The organism is Deltaproteobacteria bacterium (assembly GCA_016931625.1).
GTDB lineage: Bacteria > Myxococcota > XYA12-FULL-58-9 > XYA12-FULL-58-9 > JAFGEK01 > JAFGEK01.
Window position 1 is genome coordinate 1 of record JAFGEK010000020.1, and the last position, 19897, is coordinate 19897.

A 19897-nucleotide genomic window follows, 5' to 3' on the forward strand; every position below is an offset into this window, starting at 1 on the left:
AGGGAATAGGGAATTTTAAGTGAGAGCTTATTCGAAATCGTCTCTATCATTCTCTCAAGAAAAGCAATTTTTGATCTTGCACCCGCTTTAGCCATACGCTGTACACGTTGTTCGAGGCGCGTTTCAAGCTCTTTGGCCAGCGCTGGTTGCGTACGGCGTAGCTCGGTAAGGGTCAAACGGGAATTCTGCTCGAGCTTGAGTAAGTTGGTTTTGTTCATTGCGGGTCCCCACTATGGGTATTGGATGGTTTTTGGGAGTCATAGCCAACACGCGCTGCTTCAGTGACAACGCGCTTAATCCGGTCGTGCTCGATTTCTATTGGTACAAAAAAATCATGTCTGCAAAGAGGACAGATACCGTATGCCTCTACAGTCAAGCAGCCGTCTTCAGGTCGTCCACCATTGTGCACCGCTTTGCGCGGTAGCCATTGGACGGTATCGCCGATTTTATACTGCAGAAAATTTTTTAATCCGAATTCGATTTGCATCTCGACTTGCGGCTTTTGCCCGCATGATGGGCAGCGGATCACCGCTATTATAGTATTGTAAAGACTCATGGCCTAATGTTCGTTGCTAAGCGGAGCAACTCGTCAGCGAGCGGACGTGTTCGTGACGAAGCTCCCAGTGTTTGATCAATGAAACGCAAAAGCTTAGTGTTAGCAGTGACTGCGGGAATACCGGTGGCACGCGAGAATGCCATCAAAGCAGCATCCCCACGACCTTGCTGCCGACGCAGCGCCTGAAAAGCTTCTTGGAACGCACTGGTGGCTGCAGTAGCCCCTGCCCGAGGTCCTCCAAATAGGCGGATACCTTCGCGCTCGAGAAAGGCGCGGCGCGCACTTCTCTGAGCACTAGTAATGCCAGGGAAGTGTAAAAATTCACGTAGCTGGTTTGGAGTTATCAAGACTTCGTCGGCGGCGCGAAGAGCGGCACTTGCACGCGAGCCTAAAGTAGTGCTGGCATGCTCAGCAGCGTTAACCAGTACATCGGTATCAGCAAAAATTCGACGAACAGCGCCGCTGGCGCTGCGTGAAGCTGCTCCAGCAGCTTCAACCGCTTCATCTGCATGGCGCGTGACGGCACCTGCCGCTGCTACAGCTTCATCTCCGTAGCGGGTTACTGCTCGCGTAACATCAGAGATAGCATCTGCAGCGCGCACCGCACGGCGGCCCCACTTGCCGGCAGTAGCCGCCCAACCGGCAAAGGGAATCATAGCGGCAAAGCTTAAGCCCGCTCCAACGTAGTCACCACGGGCTAGTGAGATAAGACCATTAACAAGGTCAGCAACCTCGCCGAAGCCGGGAATCAAACCAACAATATCAAGCCCAATTTGTAAAACATCAATTGCAGTATCGAGCCATGAAAGCCATGAGGGTAATTCATGCTCACCAACGCCGCCTTTTAGCCCATAGCGTCCGCCACCAGGGCGCCCATGCTCATTGCCTTGCGGGGTTCCATCCGCAGCGCCTTGATTCGATACACCTCCGGTTACTCCTTCAGCGGCTCCGCCTTGTCTGCCACCTGGCCGTGTGGCACTGCCGTTTTCAGATGCTGGCTCACCGCGAGGGTCAGTAGTGCCGTTACCGTGCTGTGCTTCATTGGGATCAGTTACTGGAGTACCAGACGCCGAGGATTCTCCGGGCTCGGTGTCAGGCGAGTAGGGAATGCCGTCAGGGCCAGTAGGTAAACCGGGTGGAACCGGCGGTAGATCAGTACCGCCGTCACGGGCGCTACCACTTGAGGCCGGCGGCTCGGTACCACGTCGGGTGTTTCTCCCAGTACCTGAGCGCGTGCCACCACCCGGACCTGTACCATCACCGCGCGGTCCGGTTGTTGATGAGCCGGTTCTTGCCCCAGGGCTAGCACTTGATCCGGCACCAGGAGTAGCTCCGGTACCAGCGCCGCTACCAGCTCCTGTTCCCGGTGCGGTACCTGGGCCTGCTCCTGCGCAGCGACCTTGCGTTCCTTGTCCAACCCCGGTACCAGTCCCACCACCGCCACGACCTTGGCCATGTCTACCGGCGCCAGGGCCCTCGCCTGTGGTGCCACTGCCGCTGCCGCCGGATTCAGCGGTATGACCAGGTCGCGTGGTGATACCTGAGCTGCCATCTGCCGGATGAGCGGTATGGCCGTTTTCATCTTCACCGCCGCTATCGCTGCCAGCGCCATGCCCATCACCGGCAGCGGTATCATCTTCAGGAGGCTCTTCTTCAGGGGGAGGGTCGGCATTAGGGTCGCCGACAATTGACTCGACCTCGGTGTCGTCAAATTCTATTGCGGTAAGATCACCAACACGAGTGCGTGAGACTTCTTCAGCCCACCAGCGAAACTCGCCAGAACGCGTCGTACGTGCGACAATATTAACATCGAGCTGATAGACAGAATCGCCAATAGGGATAAGCAAGCTCTCGACATAGTTTTCGACTATTCGTCTGGCTTCGGGCGTATTAGTGTAAAAGGCTTGGCGAATATTTTCAGGAACCTCTTCGAGACTACCAAATAGCGTGCGCAGTCCATCAGCATCAATAAAACATATGGGATTATTGTGAACGAAACGATAAAGATTGAGGCCGTCAGCAGGTCCTAACGGGTCAGGTGAGAGCCAATTGCCGATAAACGGCGCGTAGTAGCGGTATTCGTAATGATAGAAGCCCGTGGCATCATCGTGCAGCTTGCCGCTGTAGCGATATTCTTTGAGCTTTACCTCACGAATACTCTCTCCGGCAATAAAGCTTGTGCCACCGAAGGGGAAATATTCTTCATAAGAAATAATTTCTCCGGCTTCGTCGAGCTCTAAGGATACCGATCCGAGATGATTGTGGGTGAGGTAGTGAAGTTTTTTATTGCCGATGTTGTCGGTCTCGCGCCCGCTTTGATCAATGCTCCATTGATGCAAGGTAGCTAAACGAGCCGAGCCATCGGTTATATGCGAGGTATGACGTAGTAAGCGGGTATTATCACCATGCGTGATCCGGCGGATCTCGCAGTCGTCGAAGTAAGTAGTCTCGGTAATTTCAATCTGACCAGCTACCAGTCGCTCGGTTATACGCCGTACGCGGTGACCATCGACACCGTAGACATAGTATTCAGCGTCGTCCGGCTCGCCCGAGCTTGAGCGATCGATGATAACCGCGCGTGTAAGGCGATTAGCATGATCCCAGTGCAAAGAGCGTAAATGCGGCAGCACAATCGTATTGCCGTTGGCATCGAAGCAAGATTCTGGGTCTACAAGTTCAGTGCCGTAAAGGTCATGACGCAGAAGTGAACGATTAGATGTGGTTGATGTCCACATCGCCGTAGTCCAATTCTGCGTTACCCCTTGGTGATGAATTTGCTCGATATTGCCGGCAAGGTCATATTCATACGAGCGCGTATAGCGCTCAATGGCAGCACCATTATTGAGACTGAGATGGCGAGTGCTTTTAATTGCGTTGGTATCAGCAAGCCCGTAACGATAGTCATGTTGTAGCAGAGCCTGGTGTACGCGGCCGGAGGCACTTTTGAGTTGATAGAAGGGATCATAGGTGAACTCGCAAGCCGAGCTCACAGTGAGCCCTTCAATGAGCGGATGGGTAGCTCCGGGATCTTGAACGTGGTCAACCCAACGTGAGATATTGCCTACGGGATCATAAGTATATTCAATATCTAAATAGTCTCGTGGCGAGCCAATTGCTCGGTTAGTAGTCAATCGTTGAAGGCGAAAAGTCTCAGGATCATAAAGGTAGCGAGTCTCGATATCATTGCCATAACGCAGATAAGTGCGCTGGCCCCTAGCATTTGCCTCAATACCTGAGGCTATAACTTTCTGGTGCCAGAGGTCGTCGGCAGTTGTTACTTGTATGTTATTAACATGTCCCAGTGCGGCGTAGTCGTATTCACGTGTTGTACCGTCCGGCAAGGTCCGCGCTACTACTCGGCCCAAGCCGTCAAAGCGTGTTTTTGTTTGATGCTCGGTTCCTGATACGGCTACGCGAGCAGGATCTGACCAATCAACCGTGGTTTTATATTCGTTACGTAGCGAGCGATGGCTGGCAGCAATTTGACCATCGAGGTGAAAACGCTCGATATATAGCACACCAGCTTCGTCATAATATTCTACTACCCGACCACGGGCATTTTTTAATGTCGCTTGTGAAACAGCAGGGTTATCGCCATAAGTGAGGCGTTCTACTATATGGTTGAGCCCCAGCGCACCATCTACCCTAGTTTCACTAGCGCGGCCGCCGGTATCATAGATATGCTGGGTATGAACGTTGCGACTATCCCAACGATGAATAGGTAGACCACGAGTGTCACGCAATATAAAGCGCTCGCCGGCGTCGTTGCTATGCTCGAGCAAAGAGCGACCAAGCATATCATAGCGATAAGTTAAGGCGATTAGACCCCGTGGATCACGCACTTGCTCCACCAGACCCGAGACGCCATATAGAGTAGTAGTAAGGCGTTCGATTCCACCTCCAGCAATTTCGCGCAGCCTAATAGTTCGACCGAGAGCATCGGTTTCAATTACCACTGGGGTATTGGCGTGGGCTTGCGCTTTTTCAAGCGCTGCGCACTCGGGATGCGCTGGTGGTAGAGTCAGCCGCAGAGCTTCATAAGCAGAGCCGACAATGCTATCATTGGCATCGGCTTGCTGGGTGCTCCAGACGTTATATATCGTACTAAGATGTGTACCATTTGGCAGATCTTGGCGAATGACTCTGCCGGCAGCATCATAGTGGTTTTGGGTAGCAACACCATAGCTACGCAAAGCAGCATCTGACTCGAATTGCGGTTGCGTAGAGAAGAACGGCTCATACTTACGTACTAAGAAGCCTTTATTATTGAAGACTTCGTGACCGCTGACCAGCCAGCGTTGCGCCGCATCGGCGAGTATTGGTTTACCTTCAGCATCAACACTAATCTCACCCGTTGCGCTGCGTTGCACCGCGGGCCCAGCTCCGGCTAGTATTTTGCTCTGTATAGATCGGCAAAAGCCGTTACTATACTGGATCGCCACGCGCATGCGGCCAGTTGCTACGGGCGTAGCGCCTTCACCGTTGTGCACCATTTGCTCGCGCTCAAGGTGAATTGTAAGCGGCGGCCCCTCGCCGCGCATGAAGGTTTCTAGATCATAGAAAAATACCCGTTGCGCTTGTTGTAGCACTGCTGCGGGATCACTTAGTACATCGGCTGCAGTTAAACCCGCAGGTACAACATGGGTAGCCAGGTCTTTGCTACCTATGGGATGGGGGTTACCGTCACTGCCGAGCTGCTCTCCCCGTAACCCAATAACGCTGGCAACTCCTAAAGGGTCATATAGCACTTCTGATATATTGGCATTGGTGTCGGTTATACGACTGGCAGCGAGCACCTGATAATCAGGCGTATATTCAATGCGATTAGTGAAAGAGTCTTCAATGGCGGTGATAAACAAAAAATATTGGTCGAAGGTAAAGGTCTGGCGTGCTCCATTTGGCGCCCTTTCTTCGTGTATACGATAGAAAGCTGAAGCATCGTGATAATGATATGTCGTTTCGTTCGCCCACCATAGACCCTCGGCACGTAGGTAATGACCATCTGCGGTCAGCATGGGCTCGGTCACCCGGCCGTCATATGCTGCAGCAACCGCCCCCTCGGGCAGAAACGCGCGCGCAACATGATGTAAAAGAGTCACATTGCCGACCTGCCCGAAAGGTAGTGGGCTTAGGTGAGAATCGTCCCAAAAAATATTACGAGTAAGCTTGAGGCGTTGGGCCTGTGGGCGATCGCTGGCTGGTACTTCATGAAACTCAATAGGTCTTACTAGCGCGTTTTCTATTTGTGGCAGCAAATCTTCACGCGTGAAGATACCGGTCGGACCAGGGTCTAGGCCGCTAAGCGCAAGACGTTGTTCTTCTGTCTCAATGCCAAGCTCGAAACGCTCGCTGTTGTCTATGCTGTTAAAAGCACTAAGCACAATTTCAGCATATAGAAGCTGTTGCTCGGTTCTTACTTCAGGCCCGCTTGCACGTCGCGGATAAGCTAATGATGCACGTTGGGTGACATTGCCGTAGGGGTCAGCAGCAATCAGTAAATCATGTTTGACGCGCGGGTCGCTAGATTCTCCTTCATAGTCGTAACATAGAGATTCGCTTTGGCAAAACGAGAACACGGCGTCGTGCTTGCTTATGATCGGCTGCAAACCTCGTATGCGATATGCAAGCTCAACTACGCGTAAGGGATGCTGCGCTGGGACGCCGTTGCCATCAACCGCATAGTATTCTTGACGCCACTCGACCCCGGCAAGTACTCGATAGGCGTCAAGCTGTTCTGCGGTGTTAAGCTCGGTTACATTTTCTATTACCGGCTCAGGTAGTCTTTGCCGTAAGGGATCAAGCGCGTAGCTATCGGCAGCGCGCTTATGTAGCGCGTCCATAGAGCCGGTGTGATACCAGGTACGTATTAGCGTTGGTGGCATCACTTGTTCGACCGGCAGCGATGCATCCGCTATAAGCGCGTCAGTGTCATAGGCATCGACTAGCCCATAACCAACAAAATGTCGCTCTTCATTATCGAAGTAGCCATCATGATAAGCGTAGCGAGTTGTCATATGGCCGCCACCGATATGATCAACTCCCTCAATCTTGGTGACGACTGTACTATGACGTGGCAGGAGCGTATGCCATGGCCGCTCGCTTTGCTTATCGCGTAAATATTCACGAGCAGAGGAACGGTAAGCTAGCCGCGTCTCGCGGCCCATGCTGTTAGTTGTCGCTACTAATAGCCGCGGTGGCAAGTAATCAGTAAGCCTTAGATACTGAAGCGCCTGGCCTTCATGTGTAGCCAGTGGTGTCGACCAGACGAGGCAACGGGTGCCGTCACCTAAGAAATCGAATACCTGCACTGATGCGAGCGCATCGATAACTGGCAGGTTTTTTATGTTGTGCACATCGCTAAAGCTATTACCACTTTGATTGATCCAATAACGTATCTCGCCAGTACCAATATAAAGCAGATCTGCAGTGCCGCTGCCATCGAGGTCGACAAAGCGCAGTCGTCTAGTATCAAGCTCACCGAAGCCGTCGATAACCGGTGCATTCTCCATTAATACACTAGGTCCAAAGACGGCGTTACCTAGATTTGGCCAATACTCAATCCTACCATTGTCGACGCAGACCATATCTAAAAGGCCGTCGCCGTTCATGTCGGCAAAGAAGGTGCGCAAGCGGTGGTCTTGGATAAATGTTGGAGCGCCACCTGAGCGTCTGTCCGGTTTGGCGATGGTAAGCGGAGATGCAAAACCGTCTCGCCCTAGAGAAGGGTACCACACCATCTGATCGTGTTGGTCAACAATGAGGTCGGCATAGCCGTCGCCGTTCAAATCGACCCACTGGGCGCGAGAATTTGCAAAGTCTATCCGTGGCAGATGATGAAAAGCACAAAAACCCTCCCAGCGGCTACGATCACGATCGTGCTCGTAATACCCAGCTTCACGTCCTGTAAAGGCAACTAAATTTAAGTTACCGTCGCCATCAAAATCTTGCAGCGCAAAAGCCGCTGATACGGCTGCAGGAACTTGGCTGACCGTTGTTAATGGTCCAAAGTGTCCGTCTCCCAAGTTTTCTTTAAAATACCAAGTACCTCCCTGCGCACAAAGCACGCCGGGAATACCTTCATTATTGATGTCTATCCATTGATACAAAGCGCCGTCGAGGCCAACCGGTAGGTTGTCGGCTAAAACCGGTGTGGTAAACGATGAAGCAATATTGGTTTGACTGTAAGCAAGAGTAAGCGGTGGCAGCGCGCGGCTTTGCGTTATGCCGCTTGATGGATCTTGGCGATAGCCAAGATAAGTAATTTTCTCTAACACCGAGCCTGAAGCATCTTGCCGATGGTTAAGCTCGGTAGCGCCAACCAATAGAGGTGAGGCACCAAGCTCGGTAAAGCGATGAAACATTAAAATACGGCGACATAGACGGTAAGTGCGGATCTCAAAGCCCGGTCGATAAGTTGAAAATGAATCGCTACGAACACTCCAGTTATGGCCAGGGGCTGAGTCATCGGAAGGTGTGGCGAGCGCATCGGTCGCATGCTCGCCGTAATCTAGCACTACCTCGAAATGCCACTCGTTCCCGGCAACAACCGGTGTTTGTAGCGATAGTGGCTTACTGTTGCCATAGAGAATGCGTTTTAAATAGCGCTGCGCATAACCGTGGTATCGGCGTGTTGTTTCAAAGCTTTGCGTTACATCAACTCCGACACCGTCCTCAGGTTTGTAAAGAAAAACAATGGCGTTGCCCTTTGGATGATATTGCGCTTCTAGCAACCACTGAAAGGTACGGTGATTAGGGTCTTGGGGGTCGCTAATACGTGTAGAGTTGTCAGCGGCTAGACCAAATACCGAGACTACACCATTGCGCGCGTATGCCAGCCAGTGAATCCGGCCGCTGGCATGGTGTATCCACTTTTCAAACCTTTCAAATGATCGCTCAACTTTACTGCGATAGCGCTCAACGCGATAGTCACCGCGGTCGTCTGCTACCACTTGCCATTGATCACCTTGCTTGCGCCGAAAAGGGACGAGCGGTTGTCCACCTGAAAAAGTATAGCGATCTTTGGCTTCTTCATAGGTAGGCAAAGCTCGACTCGTATCGAGCCCAATACTTGCGACACCAGTAAGCAGCCAACCCACACCAAAGCTCGAGTTGCGCTCGCCGCTTAAATAATTGAGATTAAGGCTAGGAGTGAACGATTCTCGTCCTAAACTCAGGCGAACAGGTACCGACAAGCGTGCGGTGCCAGTAAGAGTATTGACGTCGACTTCGTGTTCTATTGACAGATCGCTAATGGCTGTCTCACGAAAGCCGGTCATTCAATGCACTCCTGATGCTAACGCATTAATAATTTTTTCTTGCAGCAAAACTAATTTATTTTTTATGCAATACTAGTCATTTTTAAACTAGCAACACATTTTTCAAGAGCAAAACCACCATGTTTACATGGTGGTGTCCCCCACCAATCCCTCTAAGCGGTGGCAACTTAAAAATATGTATTATTGTAACTACCCATTAAAAAGTTATACACCCCATATATAAAAATGATTCCTAAATACTATGGGTGTTGCATTATCCGCTATTGATTATGATTTTTAAGATTTGCTACGCGCAAGCAGGGGATACTAGATACGATTGAGGACGAATGCAACCATTAAATTAACTAATTGTAAGCGCCACGATAAATGTCCGCAGTAGTGCTGGTGATTTCAAGCAGTGGACGCAGCAACATACTACTTGAAACCACCGTTTAAGAGGCATGCCCTAGACATAATATTGCATACCGCCTAGTGTAGATCAGTTGCATGCGTGAACTAATTAAAATCTTAGTCTTTATAATATCCACAGTATTATTAGGTTGCATTTTAGCTCCGCCTTTATATTGGCTAGGCCACGCTGTTGGTGATAGCGGTCTTTGGCCTTTTCTATCTGAGTTTGAATTTCATCGCTATTTTACTCGCGCGATATTGATCGCTGCCATTGTTTTGTTATGGCCGCTTTTGCGTGCTTTGCAAATTCGTCGTTGGTCAGATTTGGGTCTTGCAGCGAATCCAGCGAGAATACGTCACATATTACTTGGTTTTCTCTTTGCAAGTTTAGGTTTAGGAATAACAGCGGCAATTCTTGTGGTTACCGATCGTGCATATATGCGGGATGCAATTCGTTATGCAAATTTGCCCAATGCCCTACTATCAGGAGTTGTTGTAGCTTTTATTGAAGAAAGTTTATTTCGAGGCGCCTTATTTGGTGCTCTAAGAAAAAGTTTTACTTGGTTAAAGGCATTAATTATTCTGTCTATTGTTTTTGCGGCGCTACATTTTTTAAAACCTCCGGATAATATTCAATTTGACACAGTTACTTGGATAAGCGGTTTTGAGTTATTTCCACAACTGTTTTGGCAATATGGTGATCCCATATTGTTGTTTGGTGGTTTTTTAACTTTAATTATTTTCAGTTTGGTTCTTGGATTTACCGTAGTTCAAACTAAATCATTATATGCAGCTATGGGCTTGCACGCTGGTTGGGTGTTTGCTTTAAAAGGTTTTAAACAGTTTGGACGATTAAAGGGTGAACCAAGCATATGGGTCGGAAGTGATTTATTAACAGGTTTGGTACCGGTTTTTTTAGTAGCAGCTACAGGGGCGCTAATGAGCTTTTATTTGTATAAAGAGAAACGAAATTCAATTTCAGGTCGTAATTTACCTAGGGACACCCCTTAATTAAACATCTGTTAGTGTTGGTCTAATTTTTTTGGTGCAGTATGCGTTTCCCGGTTAGTCAAGAAAAAGAATGCGAATTAATAGAACGCATGGAGCGTTTGGGAGTATCTGAAGACGACCTCCTTGAAAAATTTGTACACGCCAGCGGTCCTGGTGGGCAAAACGTTAACAAGACAGCAACTTCAGTTTATTTAAAACACTTAAAAACCGGTATAGAAGTGCGATGTCAAACAGCGCGTTCGCAAGGGCTAAATCGTTATTATGCGCGCAAAAAATTAATTGAATGCTTAGAAGCAAAAATTGCTGGCGAAAAAAGTGCCCATGAACAAGCAATTTTTAAATTGCGTAAACAAAAACGTCGCCGTTCACGTCGCGCTAAAGAAAAAATCCTCGCTGGCAAACATCATCAAGCTGCAAAAAAAGCCGCAAGAGTTAAACCTGATCAAGGTGAGTAATTAGAAACACACCATAGTTATATTTTAAATAAACTTACGAAAATAGAGCATATCCCTTAAGTACCGCATCACATATCAATTGAATCATATTTTTAAAATCACCTAAATCACCTCTGCCTAGCGCCATATAATATTTATAGCGGTCATCGATTTCGATAATGGCAGGTGGTAAACCATGTTTTAACAATTGTGTTTGCATAAGCAAACGACCAGTGCGGCCATTGCCATCAAAGAATGGATGAATTGCCTCAAATTCATAGTGGTCACGAGCAACTTGGGTGAGAATATCAGGCTCACTAGCATTAATTGTTTTCATTAGCTCACGCACTTTAACCGGGACCATTTGGGCGTTTGGTAAAACTTTTTCAGTGTTGGTAAGATTAACATAGCCAGTACGGTACTTGCCTGGTAATTTATCATTAAAATTATACATAACTATTGAATGTATTTTTTTTAAATAGTCTTCATCGATTTTTAAAGCAGGACGAACTGTTTCAATCATATGCAACATAGCATTACCATGATTTACTGCTTCAAGTACTTCTAAAAACTCTTTACCACGAACATTTTTACCAGCGATTGCATCCGCAGTTTCACGCATAGTCATCCGGCTGCCTTCAATAGCATTTGAATGATAGGTCATCATTAAAATTAAACGCTCACGCAACTGAGAATTATTTCTTAATAAATCAGCGGGTTTTTTAAGCGAATTTTTAAGTTTTAAAACATAGGGGCGTAAGTCCACATGAGCCTTAAATAGGTCATCAATATCGTGTGATTCACGTGGCTGTGGTTTGCTTTCACCATTTAGCCAACGCCGTATCGTTCTATAGGTAACTTCAAGTTCTTTGGCGAGAGCAACTGGTCCAAGGCCGGTAACTTTAATTATACGTTGAAGTTTTTCTTGATCAGTAAAAGGATTAAAAGCCATTATTTTAGTATGACATTTGTCATACTAAAATGCAATTATATTGTATGACATTTGTCATATTAAATTGTTTATTATATATAATATTTGTCATATTGGGTATGTCGTTAATATTTATGCCCAAGCACCACTTTTGCAAAATGCCTAAAAGAACGGTCGTAGGTACGTTCGGCAGTATTCGGAAAGTAGCATGCTGGCAATTCGTTATTGCGGCGATGATAAGCGATACATTCACAGCAAAATCCTTTACGTGAACAAGGCTCATAACTGCAATTACAAATTTTTAAATTACGCTCGGTTTTACATTCCATAAGGTTTTAGCCTTCCCGACGTTTTAGCTGTTCTTCTGCAGTAATTTTTTCATTAGTATTTTTATTTAAAGAAACTAAAGAAAGAGCAGCGGGTAATATTAGTAAAGCCGTTGCCAGGCATGCAATCTCACCCATAACAGCTAGCAAACCAAACGAAAATAAAGCTCCGTTACGAGATAATAATAATGAAGAATAGCCAATAATGGTAGTTGCTGAACAGGCTGCAACAGCAGCACCTGAATGGCTAACGGCGCTAACAATTTCTTTGCTGCTGGGTTTTGCTTGGCGATAGCGACCATATATATTAGTCGCATAATCTACGCCTATGCCAAAAGTAATTGGCAGTGCGATAAAGTTAAGAAAATTAAGGCGCATTCCGCCAATTGCCGCGATGCCAACTGTCCAGATAACACCTACTAAAAGAGCGATAGTTACTTGCAAACCACCAAGAGTACTGTGCATACCACGAGCAATTTTACTATCGCGTACCATGCGTGCCAAGAGCAGCGAGAGAATTAGTACACCTAAAAAAGCAGTAATGGTAGCGATTGGACCATCATGGCCTATTGAAGAAAGCATATCAGCAAAAATTAAATATGATCCGGCGATATATACATTATCTGGTATAGGTACCGAGCGTGCTTCTTTGGCTAAACGTTGTACAACATGTCCATTGGTAGTGGTTATACCATAGCGTGGAAAGAGTAATATCAGTCGGCCAACAGTACCATCATTTTCAGTAAATTGTCGGATCAGAGCTTGTGGCAGATCTTTGCGTAAGAAGGGTTTAAGACCAACAGGTGGCATCCAATCACTAATTAATTTTTGTGTATCTACATCTAATTGATGTCGTACTACTGGAGTGAGTTTTTTACGAATATTGGAGATGATTGCTAGTTTTTCTGTTTGTTGTTTGGGCACTAATCCTTGCAAAGTCAACACACCGCCAATAAGAGTTTTTCCCTCTCCTTGATCAACAAGTTGACGATAACGTTCAGCTATGGGTTCAACTTCTTTTGTAGTTTCGGTTAAGACAATGATAGGAGTAACTAGACGCTTTAATATTGCGTCCATTTTTTTAGCGACACTTATATAGCCATTAGGTTCGGTTGCCCAACTTGATCTCAACTTAGTAGTATCTTGCTCAAAAGGATCGTTGCCAACATTTAATACTGCCACAATAGCTAAAACGGTTGCGAGAGCCCCAAATGTTATAACTTTTAGCGAATTATTAACAGCTAGAGTACCTATGTGTGCAAAATAGCGATCAATACGTGCATTGAGCGCAGAACTTTTTAAACTTCTTACTTTGCCATTTATCGGCCAACGCTTTTCAAGTGCTAATGCTAATGGGGGCAAGCAAAGATAGGTTGCACCCCAGCAAAGAAACATACCAATAGCACCCATGAAACCAAATTGGCTGTACCCGCGAAAAGTAGTAACTAGTAATGCGCCATATGCAAGTGCTGCGGCAGTTGCAGCAATAATGGTGGGTAAAGCGGTTGCATGTACCGCTATACGCATGGCAGCTTCTTGAGGAGTAGCTTGTCGTCGTTCTTCAACAAAGCGCGAAAGTAAGATAATACCCGGGTTGACGCCATTGCCTACGATTATAGCACCAAGAAAAGCAGTGCTGGCGTTAAGTGAACCTAAAAAGCCATAAGATATTGCAAGCGTTGTCGCAGTGCCAGCAGCCAAAGGTAAACCAAGCGCCAGCAGACTGGGGAACCAACGAAAAAAGATCAGCAATAAAATTGCTTCAAGCAAGAGAACGAAAATACTAGAAGTAAGCAAGTCTTTTTGCAGGGAGTGTTGCTCTTGAATCACAGTTTCAACATCACCGGTAAATTCTAGGTGTAGGTCAGCAAGATGCATTTCTTGCTTAATTATATTTGCAATATTTGCAATAGCATCGCGAAATCTAAGACTAGCTTGATAGCCACTGGCGCCTTGGCGTGGATAAAATACCATTGCCAGTGAATGACCATCGGCACCATCGTAATAGCCTGATGGATAATTACGAAGAATGGTTTGTTGTTCTTTATAGCGATCAAATATTTCGTTAAATGAAGGTGGCGGGTCTTCAAGCCCTAAGTCAAAAGGATTAGCAGAACGCCGTGCATAAGCGATATGCTCATCTAAACGGTGCTCAATTTTATTTAAATCCTCAAGATCAATATAGAGTGCTCGCCTTGGTGTAAAAAATGACTGAATTTCGCTAGGGCGATAATCAATGAGGCGAGGGGCATTTTTGCCTAAATTATTACTACGTGCTGCTAGTTCATCGGCGAAAGCGTGGAGTTTATCAACAGATGGACCAGATAAGTGTAATCCAAGCTGCATATTATCGCCAAGGCGATTATGCATCTCATTAAGAGCTTTAATACTGGGAGCATTTGCAGGCAGTAATTCTTCAATGGCCGAACGTAAATTTGTATACAGCATTACTGAAAATGGCAGAGAAGCACAAAGTACAGCTATGCCAATAGCAATGGTGGTGCGGCGTTTTATCGAGACTACCTCGATGATACGCCCTAATATCTTTGACAACATTGTCTCCTTGGTAAAACATTAGTTATTTGAATTTTCATAAAAACCCTTTTATTAACTGATGAATAAAGCAAAGATCATAACCAAATATTCAACAAACCAATTCCCTATTAGTGATACTTAAAATGTAAATTTATCTGATTGATATTAAGTAGGTAAGTGAGCATGTCTATACTGAATTTGCAACCCGTTAACTAAACAAGCGTGGTATGGTCGTTGTGCTAAAACAACAAGCTACTAGCGCAGCTATTTATAAAATTAAATTATACCTAATTAGACGATAAATAATGCGAAAATATTTAGGGACACCCCCTATTTGTTTTCGCGTTTTTCTAAGTGTTCTTTAATTATTGCTTCGGTTAACTCTGGCACAATTTCCCATGCTATCCGTTCGATAATTTCTTTGGCCAGCGCTTTAATCATATTTTCATCGATTCCCGATAAAGATGCAGGTTGCGTCGATGTAGTAGCAGTTGCAGCAGCAGCAATATTAGCTGATGGTAGTGTTGCTTCAGGTAACGAAGGCATCTGTGCAGCACCATCATGTGCTGGTGCTATCTGCTGTAAATTGGGTTCAATGGCAAATGAAGATCCAAGTGACGATTCAATAGCTGGTGCTTTAAAAGGTGTTGTGATTTGCGCTGCAACTGGTGGAGCAGGTGGAGAACCAACTGGTGGGGTAGGCGGCGCATTAAATCCACCAAAAGAAGCGTTAGTAGCTCCAAGAGCAGGTGGTTTTTGAGCTGGCGTCGATGTGAGAGCATTAAATGGTGAAGATGTCGTTGGTCCTGGTGACCAAATAGAAGGTGAAGTTGGCCCAGATGGTGGCGTTGGTGGCACTGTAGTTGGCGTTGTCGCAGGACGAGCTGGTGGTTGCGGAGCAAAACCAGAACTAGCCGGTGTAGGTGGTGGACGCGGGGTTGAAAAAGGAGAAGCGCTTGGCATTTTGGGCGTTGATACCGGCGGACCAAATGGGGTGACTACTGGTGCAGCCATTGGTTTTGGCGCTGCAATAGAAGTTGGAGTAGGAGCCATTTTAGGGGCTGCTACTGGTGCAAAACCAGGAGTTGGAGACGGTGTAGGTGTTGAAGTTGGTGCTGCAAAACTAGGCAGCGTAGCTTCAGACGCAGGAGCAAATATAGAAGATGCAGATGCAGATGGCGATGGTGTTGCAGTTACAGAAGGCATCGCAGGTGGACTGCTCGGCAGCGATGGTGGTGTGATTGCTGGTCCTTGCGCAGGTTTTGCAGCAGCAGCGGTAGCTGCAGGTGGCATAGGTGCGGTTGCGGTTTTCATGGTTGCGGCAATAGGTTGTGGGCCGCTGGCGCTAATCGGCGCTCCCACAAGTTTTTTTACGCGATCGATTAATGACTGAGTATCAAATGGCTTAAGCAAATGGCCAGCAGCACCACAAGCTTGGATGCGACCATCATCAACAGGGTCGGCGTTATTACCGAGCAGCAGCACTGGTACATTAGCTAATGATGGGTCACTTTTTATTGTTTGACAAACATTGTAACCATCAACACCAGCTAGATGCACATCAACAAGCGCCGCATCGATTTTAACTTTTTGCGCCTGTGCAATAGCTTCGTCAGCAGTAGCGACAGCAGCCACATTAAAGTCTTCACAAGCAAACGTAATTTGCACAGCTTTTTGTATGGTCGCGCTGTCATCAACGAGCAGCAGTTGATAAGCCATTAGCTAATCCCTTTTGGTTTTAAATATGTATTTATAACGCCGCCATTTAGTCAGGGTCAAATTTTGTCTTATCTTAAAGCTTTGCTTTGTTTAGCTATCGCATATATTCTGCAAAAAGCTATAAGAAGAAAAATATTTAAGAAAATATGGTTGTGCATTTGCTTATGATGAAGTGTAGGTTACACTTTAAAAAGACAATTATGGGGTACAACATTAGATTTTTTCTCTTATTCATATGCACAATTAATATTTGTGCCTGCCAGAACTATCCCTTTGAGCTTCGTGAACCTCGTCGTGAAAATGTGCAGAAAATCGAGCAAATTGTGCTTACGGCGCGTCCTACAGATATTCTTTTTGTTATTGATAATTCCGGCAGTATGATGGAAGAGCGTGCTTTAGTGCGCGAAAATGTTGCAAATTTTCTTGATGAATTAACGCAGAGCGCCACGGACTTTCAGGTCGGGCTAATAACTACTGATGTCGAGTGCAATTTGCCTACTCTTGATTGCAGTAGTGCAGGTTTGAGTTCAGCAGATTGCTGTCTTGATAAAAGTCGTACCTTATTTTCGACATCAGGTTACAAATGTGAAGATCGCGATACCAATGACGATGGCACATTTGATTACACTAACTGTGATGGTGGCAGATTGCGTAGCTCAGATGGCACTAATCGCATTTTTACCCGTCCGAGCACTGCTGAGCGTCAAGATTGGATAGATCGTTTTTCTAATGCGATCGCAATACTTGACTGTGATCCTGCTAATAACCGCGCGCAAGGTTCGGGCTATGAAGCCGGCCTTGAAGCAATGTGGCGTGCGATAAGTTGCAGTGTTGGTGCTGATGAATGTCCTGATCATAACGTTGCGCAACTTAACGCTGGTTTTATTAGGCAAGATGCTGATTTAGTAATTATTTTTATTACCGACGAAGATGATTGCAGCTTTGATACAAGTACTCGTGCTGCAAACGATCCTTTATATTATCGCCAATCCGATTTATCTAGAGCTGCTAATCCAGATTACCAAGCAGATCATTTATGTTCAGCATCTGAATGTTATTCTTACTATTTTAAAGGTTTTCCCGATAATTATACCTATAGATGTGGACTTACAGACCGTTCAGTTGCCCCACCTGAGCCTACGGCAGTATCTACATATCTTGATAAATTAATTGCCCTTAAGGGTGATGCCTCACGTATTCGCGCTGCGGCTATTATAAGCGGTATGCCAGATAGCAGTGATAGCTTAGCAGGTTTTAATGATGCAGCATGTTATACAGGCATTGGTGGCGCCCCAAGTCTTGATTGTAGTTGTTTAGCTACAAGTCCAAGTCAATTATATTGCGACCTAACCGGCGGAGAACGTCATCCTGGGGTTGCCGAAATTCTTAAAGTGCCACAATGTGTGGGCGATTTGGCAACTGAAGTTACATTTGACCTGCAAGGCGGCTGCCAAAGCTTACCTGGTACGCGCTATTCTCAATTTATGCGTGATCTTTCTGAGCGTCATATTAATGCAGGTAAGGCATCCGATGTATTTATCGACTCTATTTGCCAAGCGCATTATGATAATACTTTGTACAATATCGTAAACAACATTATTATTAAGAACTGCTTTTTATTAAACATAACTCCAACGAGTGTGAGTGATATCAGCGTGAGTCTTAATGGCAACAAGCTAGCAAATGTTGAAGTTAAATCTCGAACTCCCGGATGGAGTTGGGTTGAAGGTTCTCAAGAAATTTGCCTTGAAGGTGGTTTGAAAAAAACTGTTAATGATCGATTTGAAATTTACATTCTCTCCCCTTAAGTTAAGTGAGATTAAATGCAAGCTAAAGACTGCCAGAGAGGTTTTTGCATGCATGGCATAATAATTCGCATAGGTTTATTTGCCTTAACTATAGGTATTGCCGCATGCCAAGGTTATGATTTCTTATATCAACCTGATGCTACACGTCGTGGCGTGCATTTGCGTTTTACGGTTGAGACCCCCTCAAAAGCGGATATTTTGTTTGTTATCGATAACTCACCGAGTATGAAAGAAAATCAAATTGCCCTTAAAAATTCAATTGGTATGCTGCTTGATGAGTTAGGACCTAATGATACTAGCTATCGTATAGGTATTATTTCTACTGATGCCATAGGTCGCACTACTGACTGTTGTGGCAATGATTATGGCTTGGGCTATGCCACCGCTATTGATCGTTGTGATTCTGACCCTAACTATCCTTATCTAAACTGCCCAAATGTCGATCCGGCTATTAAAATACGCCGACCGCATGATGGTGCTTTGGGGCGATTAATTGCTGCATATGATTCAGCATCTTTCAATTCTTCGATCTACAGTTTATTGCTAGATACAACGGTAAAACAAACAGCTTTTGAAGCAATGCGACCAACTTCAGTAACCGCAGGACCGGTGAATGGTACTACACCAACAAGCGTGACCGGCACTCAAGGTGTGCCATGGGTTATTGACCGCGATATTATTCGTAGTAATGCCTGTAATGCCTGTAGTTGTGATTGCTCTATTGACGATTATAAAGATAGTGACTGCTATACTGATTGTGTTGAAGATGTTGCCGCTGCCATGGTGAAAGCTTACTTTAGTTCAAATATCGAAGGTCTTGGCACCAATGGTATTGGTTGGGAGCAAGGGATCAAAACAGCTTTGCTGGCTATTGGCGTCAATCCTGAACTAATTGGTGATAACGCTTTAGCTCCTGCCAATAGTACGCTTAATGGACCTAATAGGTTCACAGACTATATCAATAATACAGCGACACCAGACACCAAATGGCTACGCGATCAAGCTATATTGGGGGTAATGTTTTTAACTGATGAAGAAGATTGTTCGATGCAATCTGGTGCTTTTCAATCATTAATAACTTTAGAAGATTCACCAGATTACCCGCAATCAGGAATTGGTCCTGATGGTTCTAGCTGCTATCAAACTGACGGCCAAGCTTTATTAATTGACACCACTCGATTGGGGCAACTGTTTGCCGGTCGCAAAGGTGCTCGTATTGCTCTTGGCCTGATTGGTGGGGCACAGCCAACAGGTCCTGATGAAGATGAAAAGAAGTATATTTCAGGACGAGCGGCCGATTGCACTAAAGATTCTCAAACTGCTTCAACCTATGATCCAGAGTATGAGTGTTCATGCTTAGCAGATAATATTTCAACTGACCAGAGATGGTGTGATTATACTCAAGATACTACTTCCCCGGCTATTAATGGTGGCTGTATTGCCATGGCTGGTAATCGTTATGTCAGGACTATGACCGATAGTTTTTCGCGTTTAACTTTTGATAGTATCTGTCAGTCAGATTATAGCGGTGCCTTGCAGGCATTTGCCAAAAAACTTATTAGCGCCTGTTTTGAAATTGACTTGGAAGTAAGACCTGCTCACGACAGCCCTAGTAATATCCAAGTTATGCGTACGCCCAACGCTCAAGAAGGCAGCGATGCCGCCACCACTATGGTTGATCAACTACTTGATTGTAACGAAGAAGGGCCTGGTTGGTGTTATGTGCCGCCAGTAATACCAACTGACCCAGAACTTATTAGCAGCACCCAAAAACCGCAGATATGTTTAGTAGGTTTCGACCGCTTAATCGGAGATATTTACGATATTTTCATTCTTAGTACCGATTATTATGATGCTACTAAGTAATATTTTCATTTATCAAGTTTATCGTTGACCATATAAACACTTAAT

The 19897-nt window shown here is 45.9% G+C and carries 11 protein-coding genes; 4 read left to right on the forward strand and 7 right to left on the reverse strand.

The features are described 5' to 3' along the window. The 3 genes from JW841_01255 to JW841_01265 form a co-directional block, all read right to left on the reverse strand. A partial coding sequence (locus JW841_01255) for a hypothetical protein (GenBank protein MBN1959546.1) occupies positions 1-218 on the reverse strand: 218 nt, incomplete at its 3' end. Continuing rightward, the gene (locus tag JW841_01260) at positions 215-556 is read right to left on the reverse strand and encodes a hypothetical protein (GenBank protein ID MBN1959547.1); all 342 of its coding nucleotides are present in this window, start codon (positions 554-556) and stop codon (positions 215-217) included. The genes JW841_01260 and JW841_01255, both read right to left, overlap by 4 nt. Continuing rightward, positions 553-8832 (reverse strand): VCBS repeat-containing protein, encoded by an 8280-nt coding sequence (locus JW841_01265; GenBank protein MBN1959548.1) that lies wholly within the window; start codon positions 8830-8832, stop codon positions 553-555. The genes JW841_01260 and JW841_01265 overlap by 4 nt, the downstream gene beginning before the upstream one ends. Positions 8833-9318: 486 nt before the next feature. On the opposite strand from JW841_01265, the gene JW841_01270 reads away from it, so the two are divergent. Both JW841_01270 and JW841_01275 read left to right on the forward strand, forming a co-directional pair. After that, positions 9319-10233 carry a CPBP family intramembrane metalloprotease gene (locus tag JW841_01270; protein MBN1959549.1) on the forward strand — a complete coding sequence of 305 codons (915 nt, stop codon included), beginning with the start codon at positions 9319-9321 and terminating at the stop codon, positions 10231-10233. 41 nt (positions 10234-10274) lie between these two features. Beyond that, the gene (locus tag JW841_01275) at positions 10275-10688 is read left to right on the forward strand and encodes a peptide chain release factor-like protein (GenBank protein MBN1959550.1); all 414 of its coding nucleotides are present in this window, start codon (positions 10275-10277) and stop codon (positions 10686-10688) included. A 34-nt stretch (positions 10689-10722) separates the two neighbouring features. On the opposite strand, the gene JW841_01280 is transcribed toward JW841_01275, so the two are convergent. From JW841_01280 to JW841_01295, 4 genes are all read right to left on the reverse strand, one after another. Then, entirely contained in the window at positions 10723-11619 is an 897-nt protein-coding gene (locus tag JW841_01280; GenBank protein MBN1959551.1) for a Fic family protein, read from the reverse strand. Positions 11620-11723: 104 nt separating this feature from the next. After that, complete coding sequence (locus JW841_01285) at positions 11724-11927, reverse strand: cytosolic protein (protein ID MBN1959552.1); 204 nt, start codon at positions 11925-11927, stop codon at positions 11724-11726. Positions 11928-11933: 6 nt separating this feature from the next. Beyond that, complete coding sequence (locus JW841_01290; GenBank protein MBN1959553.1) at positions 11934-14480, reverse strand: MMPL family transporter; 2547 nt, start codon at positions 14478-14480, stop codon at positions 11934-11936. Between the two features lie 309 nt (positions 14481-14789). Next, positions 14790-16178, reverse strand: coding sequence for a response regulator (locus JW841_01295; GenBank protein MBN1959554.1), 1389 nt, complete (start codon positions 16176-16178; stop codon positions 14790-14792). A 200-nt stretch (positions 16179-16378) separates the two neighbouring features. On the opposite strand from JW841_01295, the gene JW841_01300 reads away from it, so the two are divergent. Together JW841_01300 and JW841_01305 are read left to right on the forward strand one after the other, a co-directional pair. Then, the gene (locus JW841_01300; GenBank protein MBN1959555.1) at positions 16379-17986 is read left to right on the forward strand and encodes a VWA domain-containing protein; all 1608 of its coding nucleotides are present in this window, start codon (positions 16379-16381) and stop codon (positions 17984-17986) included. A gap of 48 nt (positions 17987-18034) precedes the next feature. Beyond that, positions 18035-19852, forward strand: coding sequence for a VWA domain-containing protein (locus tag JW841_01305; GenBank protein MBN1959556.1), 1818 nt, complete (start codon positions 18035-18037; stop codon positions 19850-19852). The last annotated feature ends 45 nt before the right edge of the window (positions 19853-19897 follow it).